Annotated in this window: 9 protein-coding genes and 2 pseudogenes; 8 read left to right on the forward strand and 3 right to left on the reverse strand. The window is 36.4% G+C overall.

Going from position 1 to position 11537, the window contains the following annotated elements:
- Positions 1-243: 243 nt before the first annotated feature.
- A pseudogene (locus tag P5G49_RS12000) lies at positions 244-816 on the reverse strand (Rpn family recombination-promoting nuclease/putative transposase); the annotation flags it as partial.
- Positions 817-1213: 397 nt separating this feature from the next.
- Between P5G49_RS12000 and P5G49_RS12005 the strand changes: the two are divergent.
- Positions 1214-2242 carry a TIR domain-containing protein gene (locus P5G49_RS12005; protein ID WP_301244111.1) on the forward strand — a complete coding sequence of 343 codons (1029 nt, stop codon included), beginning with the start codon at positions 1214-1216 and terminating at the stop codon, positions 2240-2242.
- Positions 2235-2417: a hypothetical protein gene (locus P5G49_RS12010; protein ID WP_301244113.1), complete on the forward strand. Its 183-nt coding sequence runs from the start codon at positions 2235-2237 to the stop codon at positions 2415-2417. Before P5G49_RS12005 ends, P5G49_RS12010 begins: the two co-directional genes overlap by 8 nt.
- Before the next feature lie 210 nt (positions 2418-2627).
- On the opposite strand, the gene P5G49_RS12015 is transcribed toward P5G49_RS12010, so the two are convergent.
- On the reverse strand, positions 2628-2843 hold the full coding sequence (locus P5G49_RS12015; RefSeq protein WP_301244115.1) for a hypothetical protein: 216 nt from the start codon (positions 2841-2843) through the stop codon (positions 2628-2630).
- A gap of 138 nt (positions 2844-2981) precedes the next feature.
- On the opposite strand from P5G49_RS12015, the pseudogene P5G49_RS12020 reads away from it, so the two are divergent.
- A pseudogene (locus P5G49_RS12020) lies at positions 2982-3122 on the forward strand (DUF3267 domain-containing protein); the annotation flags it as partial.
- A gap of 4 nt (positions 3123-3126) precedes the next feature.
- Here P5G49_RS12020 and P5G49_RS17510 read toward each other — a convergent pair.
- On the reverse strand, positions 3127-3372 hold the full coding sequence (locus P5G49_RS17510) for an HAD hydrolase-like protein (protein ID WP_363322182.1): 246 nt from the start codon (positions 3370-3372) through the stop codon (positions 3127-3129).
- Positions 3373-3746: 374 nt separating this feature from the next.
- Here P5G49_RS17510 and P5G49_RS12030 point away from each other — a divergent pair, with 374 nt between their 5' ends.
- The 5 genes from P5G49_RS12030 (at position 3747) to brxF (ending at position 11524) form a co-directional block, all read left to right on the forward strand.
- Positions 3747-4430 (forward strand): DNA methyltransferase, encoded by a 684-nt coding sequence (locus P5G49_RS12030; RefSeq protein WP_301244117.1) that lies wholly within the window; start codon positions 3747-3749, stop codon positions 4428-4430.
- Between the two features lie 12 nt (positions 4431-4442).
- Complete coding sequence (locus P5G49_RS12035; RefSeq protein WP_301244119.1) at positions 4443-5141, forward strand: DNA methyltransferase; 699 nt, start codon at positions 4443-4445, stop codon at positions 5139-5141.
- A 342-nt stretch (positions 5142-5483) separates the two neighbouring features.
- Positions 5484-10355 carry an AAA domain-containing protein gene (locus tag P5G49_RS12040; protein WP_301244121.1) on the forward strand — a complete coding sequence of 1624 codons (4872 nt, stop codon included), beginning with the start codon at positions 5484-5486 and terminating at the stop codon, positions 10353-10355.
- Between the two features lie 13 nt (positions 10356-10368).
- Entirely contained in the window at positions 10369-10605 is a 237-nt protein-coding gene (locus P5G49_RS12045; RefSeq protein WP_301244123.1) for a hypothetical protein, read from the forward strand.
- A 466-nt stretch (positions 10606-11071) separates the two neighbouring features.
- Positions 11072-11524, forward strand: coding sequence for a BREX-3 system P-loop-containing protein BrxF (gene brxF, locus P5G49_RS12050; RefSeq protein WP_301244124.1), 453 nt, complete (start codon positions 11072-11074; stop codon positions 11522-11524).
- Positions 11525-11537: the final 13 nt, after the last annotated feature.

An 11537-nucleotide genomic window follows, 5' to 3' on the forward strand; every position in this document is an offset into this window, starting at 1 on the left:
GCTACAGTTGCAACGACTGTAGCGATGATTCTCTATACACCAAAAGAAAAAAGTAACCACCCTCCGCTAACATCCACGTAAGCAGGGTAGTTACTCCTTTGCAAAAATCATCATTACTGGCCAACCGCACTTAATGCGGTATGTCCGTTGCACTGACCAGATGTTCCCGTATCTGGTCTTTTCTTATTATATGCTCATATTACCACAACCAAACGGAGTTTCATGTTAACACTCATAATGAAGTCAATTATTGGCCATATTATTGATAATCAAGTGAACCTCTTCTTTCGATAAACCGGTCACCTTACATATTAAATCTAGTGGGGCCGATTCATCATACATCTTCAGAACAAACTCCTTTTTTGCATGTTCCTTTCCTCGATTCTCCGCCTCTTCCAATCTGGTAAGCTGATCCCGTAATGCAAATTCTCGGCTGATGGCTAAATCGACAGTTTCCGGATCCATACTAAGTCTGCGAATCTCATCGAAAGCTTCTTTAAAAGCGGAACTTTCCATAGCGACTTCCTCCTTTGCTTTTTGATCACCTTTGAAAAATAATAACCATTTTTCCAAATCATCCATGTCGGTTACTGGTTTTTCTCCCTGTCTTCCAATTTGTAATGCGTGGATTTCCAAGTGGTCGGAGAAGATTACGCCGGACAATGGTTCTATTAATAGGAATGTACTATGAATCCCGCTTGAAGGCAACAGTTCAAAATCAGTGATGATGATTTGGATGACCTTCTTCAACTGCGTGTAGGGATCACTGCTTTTAAACTGGGTTGTATAAGTTTTCGCCCAATAGTAAAGTACCCGCTCATTGAAAGCGGGATAAAAGCGATAACAGAGAAAACGTTACTCTCTAAGGCAAAAAAGGGAATACTAAGGTTTCTTTATCTGCCTTTTTAGGTGCTTATTAAAGGGTAAATTGTGACAGACCCTAATGCGGTGAGAAAGAAATTCCGCTTTGGAGGAACCAAACCCAACAGTTTCATTTACTTCGGTCGTTCCCTTTTTTCGTAGACAATCATAAGTACATCGCACTATTCTTTGCTAAAAACATTCCCTCACACATTTCCATACTGAATACTATGGAAATTACATAGAAGATTGGTATAATGATAGTAGGTTAGGAGTAATCAGTATTATTAAAATTATTAAATATAAATACCCATCAAATACCGGCTGAATCGGTTCACGCTAGGAGGTAAAAATGAAACAAAATAAACCTAAAGTCTTCATTGGTTCCTCAAGGGAAGCAATTCCTTATGCTACTGCTGTTCATGAGGATCTAAGATATGTTGCAGAAGTTACACCTTGGTTTGCTGGAACATTCAACCCATTAAAATACACCATGGAAGACCTTGAAACACAATTGGATTATAATGATTTCGCTGTCTTTATATGCTCCCCAGATGATATTATTAACATCCGTGGGGCTACTTTTCTAATTACACGAGATAATACTTTATTTGAGATGGGTTTGTTCTGGGGGAAATTAAGAAGAGGACGCGTATTTTATTTAATTCCGGATTTAACTCCAAAGGAAATAAGTGGGATGAAAATTGAAGATTATCACCTTCTTTCAGATTTAGTTGGAATTAATCCTTTGTTATACGAAATACGTAGTACACCTAATCCTGCCGCTTCGGTAAGTATTGCGTGTGGTCGAATAAAAAGCATTATACAGGAACTTGGCTTTTATTTAGATCCTAAAATTGAGCTGGAAAAGGCACAATTAAGACAAAAAGAACGGGATGCAGTTTCACTTTTCCTGCTTAAATTGGCTAAAGAACTTATACAATCCGATAAACATAGGCTTTACGAATTTTTAACTGATGCTCTCCGAAGTGTATATGCCATTCATCCTGGTTTTAACATTGATGGGGTTGGTGTATGGAAGAAAGTAGGTACCGAAGGTCTAAAACATGTTGCGGGGAAAGTCGGTAATGTCAACTTTTACTCTTTCGGTGCTAATGATGGATTGGAAGAAAATCATCCTGATCGGGTTTTAGTTATAGATTGTTATATTAAAGGTGAAGAAATTATTTTCTTAACAAAAGAACATTTGTTTAAAACTTATTTAATATGTTACCCTATAGGAAAAGAATTAGTTTTAACCGTAACGATAACGGGTAATGAAGTATTGACTGATGAAGAAACAGTAAATCATATTTTTGCCAATGAAGAACTCATAAAAACCATAAATTATCTTTTTTGGGAGGTGCTTTTGAATGACTAGATATATCGATTTAGTTGCAGCAAAAAAACAAGTTGCTGAAACAAAGGTTTTCAATAAAGGAAAGCTAGTTGTTGGTGTAAAAGCGATTGCTCCGGTAAAAGGACTAGAACGAAAAGGTACCGTTGTTTATAGACGTAAAGTTGAATACGGTAATCCTTTCATGAGTGAAAATTAATCGAAAAGATGCCCTTAACACTTCAATCATTGGTTGAAGTGTTTTTATGGTTGTGGAGGATTTTCAGTAGGAGATTGTGCGATGTTGTGTGACAAACAATCGGAAAAATTCATTGGATATTCATGAAAAGGACAGGTAAATCGGCACTTCACATCACCATCAGCTCCTTTGATAATTGGGCAAAGAAAAAGCACCCAAAGCGTTGAGTGCTCAATAAAAATTAGTCTTTGACTCTTTATAATAGTTTAGAATAACCGCGTACTTGTTTTCACCGCACCACAGAACCTGATGAATTTCGACTTCTTGAGTCCCGTTTTCTCTTTTGCAATCCCCTACCACTCGATTTACACCAGACTTCACACTCGGAATGCCGGACCCTAAAGTGAATTCCCCGATATACTGCTCCTTTGTTAATGAAGATATCACTCATCTCACCCCCCCTGAAACCATTCGCCAAGAAAGGTGAAAATCCTTCAAACAAAAAACATACCGCAGGATGCATTATTAGTACCATAAGGCGTGAAAGTGTGGAATTAATAGAATAGGATGTTGGTAAGCAATCATCATCTGTCTGTCATACACAGGAAAGGCGACATAAGATTGACGTTTAAAGGAATCTATTTTTGGCTCAATACAAATGCAATTCTATCTAAAATGGGATTTTGGATCTTCATGAGCTTGCCTTTTATCGGATTATCAGTACTGGTAATTATGCGAACAACCAATTTACCGCATCATTCACATCCTCCGCGATCAAATCAGGTGTAACATCTTTCCACCGACCAAAAAACTCTCCATTTTTGTATTTGTTATACACAACCATCCCGCTTCCTGTTTTCACCAATATCTTCATACACCCAACCGCATCCGTAGCCATCAAATCAGTCCACCTGCCTCCAATTACTACACACTGCTCTAAATTTAAGTTATTCTCTTTAGCGGCTTTAAGCCGCATTTCAGGCGAAGGCTTTCTACAAGTCACCCATCCGTATGCTTGTGCGGACAAAGGTAAATCTTATCGAAGCCAAGACCGATGAGCTCATCTTCAAAAAATTGATAGGATGCATCACCCTTGGAAATACCGGGTTGGTTGGTGAATGAACAGATTAAGATCCCCGACTGTTTTAATTGCTGTATTGAATCTGTAACACCTGGGACCAGCGTAAACTCCCTTGGATAAATAACACTGTCACTTCCTCCGATGGTTCCATCCCTGTCTCTATTGCTTGAATGTGCAAGATTAAGTTCCTTTCTTTAACACCGCAGTATTCGTTATGGTACAAGCCAACCTTGGCATATCTTGTACCACTAATAGAAAAGGTGGTACAAATGAATAATAAATTATTTTTTGGTGATAATCTATCAGTTATGAAAAGAGAAATCGGAAGCGAGACAGTTGATTTAATATATTTGGATCCTCCTTTTAATAGTAATAGGGATTATAATCAAATATTTACTAATATGGAGGGTGAAAAGTCATCTGCTCAAATTAAAGTTTTTGAAGATACATGGTATTGGAATAATGATGCGGAGAAAATTTATTTAGAGACAATAAAATACTATAATAATCATCTGGTATCAAACTTCTTAATCTCCATGAGACAATTTTTAGGAACTAATCAAATGATGGCTTATCTAACTATGATGGCACCAAGATTATTAGAAATGTATAGGATACTTAAACCTAATGGGGTTTTGTTTTTACACTGCGATCCGTCTGCTTCGCATTATTTAAAACTTCTCTTAGACGCAATTTTTGGATTCAGAAACTTTGAAAACGAAATAATCTGGTGTTATAGACAAGGCGGCAGAGGAAAAAGAAGCTTTGCCAAAAAGCACGATACTATATACTTTTATGCTAAAAACAAAGATTATACTTTTAATGCAGATGCTATTCGGATACCTTACGTTGGTACAGGCGGTTATATCAATAATAAAAATAATGGGGGTAATTTGGTTAACGGAAAATTATATAAACCTAACCCTAAGGGGAAAATACCGGAAGACTGGTGAGATATCCCTGCATTGACACCGACATCAAAAGAAAGAGTAGGATATCCCACCCAAAAACCCCTAAAATTATTGGAAAGAATATTATTGGCAGCTACAAACCCAGGTGATACAATATTGGACCCTTTTTGCGGTTGCGGCACTGCAGTTGTCGCAGCAGAGAGATTAGGTAGGAAGTGGATTGGTATTGATATAACTCACATAGCAATAACTACAATAAAGGATAGATTAAATGACGAGTTTGGTATGCTGGCAAATTTTAATATCCAGGGGGAACCTGTTGATTTGGAAGGGGCAGAAGAGTTAGCCAAAAACAATAGATTCCAATTTCAGATATGGGCACTGTCGCTATTAGGGATGAATTATAAAAAAGATTATAATTCTATTTCGAAGGGTGCTGATGGTGGCATTGATGGAATAAGATATTTTGAAAATGGCAAGATAGGAAATCTAGGTAAATGTATTATACAAGTTAAGAGCGGTAAAGTGTCCGTTAAAGATATACGGGAGTTAAATACTGTTGTAGATAATGAGTCAGCTGATTTAGGGGTATTTGTCACCCTTAAATCACCTACAAGAAATATGAAAGTTGAAGCCGCTAGGTGTGGGGTCTTTACTGATTACAAAGGAAATGATTTTCCGAAAATAGGAATTGTGGAAGTAAACGATTTATTGACTCATAAGATTATGCCTCATAATGTTTTTCCGGAATAATAGCGCATTAGTGAATACACTACTTTTAGTATTGACGCCCCTCACGACTTACGAAAGTGAGGGGCGTTTCATGGATTAAAATCAAGATATTTGGCAATTGAATTGGAATAGTAGACAAGCAGTGCGGCATATTAATGCTTTGGCGGTTGTGACAATAGTTGTATTTAAAAGGTTGGTTTGGTAAAGAATAAATTGGAAAGAGGAGAAAAGTTGCAGAAGAGTACGTGATCATGGTAATGAAATTCAAGGTCAATGCATTGTGGTGCCATATTTTCATTGCTATTATAAGAATATGAATTGTAATTCAAAAGACCTGGTTGACTAAATATTAGGGGTGATTTTATGAGTGGAATACCATTAAGTCAAAAAGTTTCAAGTCTTATTCAATACATAAGTGAATTAATGCAGCTCAAACAAAAACCTGTTTACTCCTATTCCAATTATGCACGGGTTCTTTGGGTCGGTGAATTTCCGAATGGTGCTGAATGCATTGATGCCTTTAGAACTGATATGGATGACTGGTTGTATGTTAAAAAACCTTTATTTCCTACAATCCCAAAAGTACCGGAAAGTTTAAAAGAATGGGTAGTTATAGAGCGGACAAAAATACATGTATATGAAAGTATATTTATTGAAAATGATTTAGTGGATGAAGATGAAACTGAAAAAAAAGAAATTTATCTTAAGGATTTACCTGACATTCAAAATGAAATCCAACTGTTAAAAGATGAAGTATGTACCCCCTATTTTAAAGAATATGAACGTGTCAATAAAATCCAATCTTTGTACGATCAACTGTATAAAACTTATCAAGACTTGCAGAATAATTCCGAGTTTCTTGAGTTTGTTGTTTCTGTAGGTTTATTGCGATGGAAGCAGGACAATAAGAACGCGATTGAACGACATCTACTTACCTCTGAAGTGGAACTACATTTTAATAAGGAAGCCGGTGAAATGATTATTGCACCGACTTCCAAAGGACATCTTTTTGATTTTGAAGAAGATATGCTTTTAGTGGAAGATCGACTTTCTGGAGATGAATTAAAGGAAGTTCGATCACTATTGGATGGGTTTTATGAAGAGGGAAGTATTAAAGAGAAGTTCTCCCTGATCCTTACAAATATAGTGAATACACTCGATTCTCGTGGGATTTATGATAATTCATTCCAAAATTCTAAACGAACGAACGATGGTCCCATTGTCTCCTTAGCACCTGCGTTCGTTTTAAGAAAGAAATCCCAAAAAAGCATTCAGCATGCCTGTGAAAAAGCGGTTGAGCAATTAAAGAAAATGGATGATTCGGCTGTTCCTGAAAATATGGCCAATATGTTTAATGTAGTAGATAACGAAGCAGAGGACAATGCATTCCATGAAGTTGAAGAATTTTACTTTCCATTACCTTCTAATGATGAACAAGATAGAATTATATCAAATCTGAATCACAAGAGCAGCGTGTTAGTTCAAGGACCGCCGGGAACAGGTAAAACCCATACAATAGCAAATGTAACGTCGCATTTGCTTGCAACAGGACAAAGAATACTGATAACAAGTCAAACGGCTAAGGCGCTAAGTGTGTTGAAATCTAAATTACCTAAAGACCTTCAAGACCTATCTGTAAGTCTTTTGGGTGGTGATGCTTCTTCCATGAAAGATCTTGAAAAAGTAGTATCAAGTATTAGTGTAAATAAAGAAAGATTCAATTTATCCGAAATGGCACTTTCGGTTGAAACAATGGAATCAGCTTTAAAGGAATTGAAAAAATCACTTAATATAACCAAGACGGAGCTAATGGAAGTCCGAGAAGCCGAAACTTATGTCCATAGTTTCCCTCCGTTTAACGGAACTGCACAACAGATTGCACAACAGTTGAATATGAATGCAAAACAATTTGATTGGTATACTACGCCTTCATCTACTGAAACTGAATTCCTGAAAAAAGAGAAAAATCTTGTCAATCGCTATATCGAGTTGATGGGTCTTGATATGGAGGTACCACTTGAGTATAAAGAGTACAAATACCCTTCTTTAGAAATGCTCGATATTAAATCTACTATTGATGTAATCAAAGAAGAATACGACTTAAATGAGAAATACGCTGCACTACATCAGGAAGAGGATGTTGAGTTGCAGAAAATGTTGGAAGGATTATCAGACGATGATTTATCCAATCTGAGTGTGGAATTAAATAGGTTCGGCGATTTATGTAGACCGCTACTATTTAACACATATCCTAAACTTAGAAAAGTTGTAACTGACATCTTTGAAAACAGAGGGCATTTGTGGCATAAAGTGCTTGAAGATTTGAAAGAGCATATCCATGTAATCCATGAAACGAAAAGTGAATTTGATCGATCCCTTATTTCCGTGGATGATGTTTCGATTGCATCTTTAAAGAAAATGAGCGAGGACTTGGTTGGCCATATCACAAATGGTGGTAAAATGGGTACATTTATTTTCCGACCAAAGATTGTTAAGCAATATAAAGAAACACTAAGAAAAGTCAAATACAATAATTTACCGGTTAAGTCAGAAAGCCAAGTAAAGACCATCTACGCTTATGCCAGAGCTGAACATGCATTTGAATGCATAGAGAAAATGATTATCCCTCATTTATTGGATGAAAAGCCGTTCGTTGAAGAATTAATTATCGAAGAATATGAAAGTACTTTGTCCCAGTTAGAGTTGGCAATTCACATTCAAGAATGGAGAAATGGAATTCTATCTCAATTTGAATTCCTTACTGCTGATAAGTTTAATGAAAGTTTGACTCATTCACTGTTATCCAATATAGAGCTACTAACTATAAAAAGAAGTTCTGAGAAAAAATCAGATGATCTTTTTACAGCAGTGAAATTGGTTGAAAGCCTAATGTCGGAAGGCATACATTCATTGTATCCCAAGTTGAATGAGGCAATTATTGAGCGGGACATCGATAAGATATCTTCTAATTGGGAGCAGTATGAGTTTTATCAAAAGGTAATGAAGAGAGACCGTGAAGTTTCCGTTATTACAAAAGAAATCAAAAAGCATTCTCCTACATTACTGAACGTTCTCCAATCATCCTTTTCAGATTCTGTTTGGGCAGAACGAAGTGCTATTTGGGAAAAGGCTCAAGACTGGAAAAAAACGAAAGATTGGCTTTGGGATTTTATGCAAAAGGATGAGGCAGCACTTTCTGTTAAATATCATGAAATAGAAATGGAAATTAGAAAGACAATTACGGATATAGGAACGCAAAAGGCTTGGATCAGTATGTTGAGAAAAATGACAGATATACAAGCTAAGCACCTAAAGGCATGGGCGCTATCAGTTAAAAACATAGGAAAAGGAACCGGTAAAAATGCTCCCCGCTATATTGCAGAGGCACAAATGCATATGGAAAAATGTAAAGACGCCATACCTGCTTGGATTATGCCACTGAATCGTGTCTTTGAAAATTTCGAAATACGACCAGGGCTTTTTGATATTGTAATTGTAGATGAAGCCAGTCAGTCATGGCATGATGCATTACTTCTAAAATACTTGGCTAAGAAAATGATCATAGTTGGGGACAAAGAGCAGATTAGTCCGAGTATTGTTGGTGTAAATGCCGATGATATTGTAAAGCTTAAGAACAAACATCTTAAATCAATTAATTTTGAATTTGCAGGTATGCTTGATGCAAATAATTCGTTTTTTGACGTTGCACACGTAATGTTTAAGGATACTATCACACTACGTGAGCATTTCCGATGCATGCCGGAAATTATTGGTTTTTCGAATATGATATCGTATTCAAACAAACCTTTAATACCATTGAGACAATACCCAGCTAATAGGTTGGAGCCAATCATATCAAGATACTTGCCGCATGGGGTACGTGTAGGAAGTTCTCAAAATGCTTACAATGAAGTAGAAGCAGATGAGATTGTAAAAGAAATTCGAAATTGTATTAGTGAGAAAAAATATGATGGTAAATCAATAGGCGTTATTTCTTTGCTTGGAAATAACCAAGCAAAGCTCATCCAGAATAAACTAATTGCTGAACTGGGTGCAGAAGTGATGGAGGAACGTCAAATTATCTGTGGAGATGCCTATGCATTCCAAGGAGATGAGCGGGATGTCATTTTTCTATCCATGATTGCAGCAAAAGGTGAAACACGTGTGACTGCATTGACCACTGATTCTGCCAGACAACGTTTTAACGTAGCTGTCAGTAGAGCGAAGGATCAGTTGTGGGTGATGCATTCCCTCTCTGTAAATGATATTAGCAATCAGGAATGCTTGAGGTATCAACTTCTTAACTATATTGCAAATCCTTTAAAAGAAGAAACAGAGGCAAATCGTAAAAAATGTGAAAGTAAATTCGAGGAAAGCGTTTTTGACGCATTAGTTGCCAAAGGGTATCGTGTTATCCCTCAGTACGAGGTTGCTGGCTTCAGAATAGATCTTGTAGTGCAGGGAGAACAATCACGGCTTGCAGTTGAATGTGATGGAGACCATTGGCATACATCCGTTGACGACCGCGAAAGGGATTTTCAAAGGGAACGGTTGCTTCAAAGGGCTGGTTGGACATTTTGGAGGGTATTAGGCAGCGTATATTACGATAATCCCGAAAAAGCACTTAACACTCTATGGGCAACATTGGATGAAATGAACATAAGACCGTATTCTGAATGGGCGTCACTATCAAATCCAATTATTGAAGGTGAAACTGACGAGGAGCATATGGAGATAGAAAGCAAAGTTGATATTCCTAAGGAAGAGGATTCTTTACTAAAAGTTAAACAGTCTAATCAATCAATTAATACGAGAGATATTTTACTTCAAAGACAGCCAACAATGACTAAAGTTGGAAAACTGGCGAATAAAGCCCCCTTGCTGAAAAAAACACATGAGCAATCATCTTTATTATTACTGGATGATGAGAAGAACGAAATAACTCACATACAGCAAGACCTTTTCGGTAATTCAGAAGTAATGGTGTATAAAGAAAAGCTGGAACGCTCGGGCTTCGAAACATTCATCCACCCAGAAAGACCAGATAGGATATATATCATTGGTAAAATTCAATTAGTAACAGAACTATCAAGGATTGCTCCAAAAAATAATAGTTTCACCTTCTTAAGTAAAGGCAATAAAGATACCCAAGGCGAATCAGCTTGGTATATAGATATTAATTTTGAAAACAATATTTCGCATCTATCCAGAGATAATAGTAAAGTGAAAAATTAAGCCTAAAAGCAACGTGAATAGTAAACAGCATAATGAAAACCAATTGTCGACAATTCTACTTGAGATGGAAGCATTAGGTTTTGAAATCATTGACTATCGTCACAAATCCTCAACTGTTTATGTAATTGGAGGAGAAGAGATTGGCAAATCGCTGTCCACTTATTTAAACCATGGTTTGCGGTTCATAAGGCTTGAAAAGGGAAATAAAACAACTGGATTTAGAGCGGCATGGTATGCAAAGACCAAATAAATGTATCGTTGGCGTCTCTCACTGCTTTTGGAGTTGGTGAGGGGCGTTTTATATTGAATTCTATTTCTGTCTTTAATAATTGGTATAATCGTACAATCTAATATAAGCTCATGCTTACCTATCCCGACAATTGGATCTTTTCCCTATTACGTTTTTTCCTTCCCTGATTAATTCACCCTAAATGGATATTGTGAAGTAACATCTTTTTAATAGAAGATAACGTGTCTGGAAATATCGTAGCATTACAAGTAGAATATAAAGTAGGTCAGATTTCATTACTTTTACATCATCGAGAGATAAAAAGTAATGAAGTATTTAGGGAATATGTCCTTGATAAAGTGAAAGAATTATATGACAATGGTATTAGTAGATTAAAATGCCTTTACTGGCGTTTCTTAGTTAAGATCTATGTTATTTCAACCAGAAAATCTTTGATAATTTTTTATGTTTGGGATTGGGGGATCCAATGAACTTAAAACAAATTCAAAAGTTACAGGAAATACTACCTGAAATAAATAAACAATATCATAGACAGGTGTATGTTCACGATTCTAAAGATGGTAAGACCGTACTTGGCTTTAGTGAACAACATGACATCCCATATATAAATCTGAACATCGAATTCTCCCGTTTATTAAAGGGAATACCACAAACTCGGCGTTTATACAAAGTTACAGATTTTTTTAATAAAACCATTAATTCCTATACGGAAAACACCATTTGCATTGATTATTACGAACTATTATTTGACCCTTCTTTATCAGTAAATCCATTTGATTTGTTTAAGAATGCTAGCCGAAATAAAACCCTAGTCATAGCTTTGCGTGGCAAATTAACAGAGCAGGAGTTCATACACGCAGAACCCGTACATCCCGAGTATACGAAATTTCCCATTCACGGCACTTTAGTAATTAAATAAAAGGAGGATAACC

Origin of the sequence: Sporosarcina highlanderae, from assembly GCF_030433715.1 — a bacterium.
Taxonomy (GTDB): domain Bacteria; phylum Bacillota; class Bacilli; order Bacillales_A; family Planococcaceae; genus Sporosarcina; species Sporosarcina highlanderae.

Excerpts from the sequence above, each read along its gene's own strand:
- P5G49_RS12005 (WP_301244111.1), top strand. The coding sequence starts at position 1,214 with ATGAAACAAAATAAACCTAAAGTCTTCATTGGTTCCTCAAGGGAAGCA.
- P5G49_RS12010 (WP_301244113.1), top strand. The coding sequence starts at position 2,235 with ATGACTAGATATATCGATTTAGTTGCAGCAAAAAAACAAGTTGCTGAA.
- P5G49_RS17510 (WP_363322182.1), bottom strand. The coding sequence starts at position 3,372 with ATGCGGCTTAAAGCCGCTAAAGAGAATAACTTAAATTTAGAGCAGTGT.
- P5G49_RS12030 (WP_301244117.1), top strand. The coding sequence starts at position 3,747 with ATGAATAATAAATTATTTTTTGGTGATAATCTATCAGTTATGAAAAGA.
- P5G49_RS12040 (WP_301244121.1), top strand. The coding sequence starts at position 5,484 with ATGAGTGGAATACCATTAAGTCAAAAAGTTTCAAGTCTTATTCAATAC.
- brxF (WP_301244124.1), top strand. The coding sequence starts at position 11,072 with ATGAACTTAAAACAAATTCAAAAGTTACAGGAAATACTACCTGAAATA.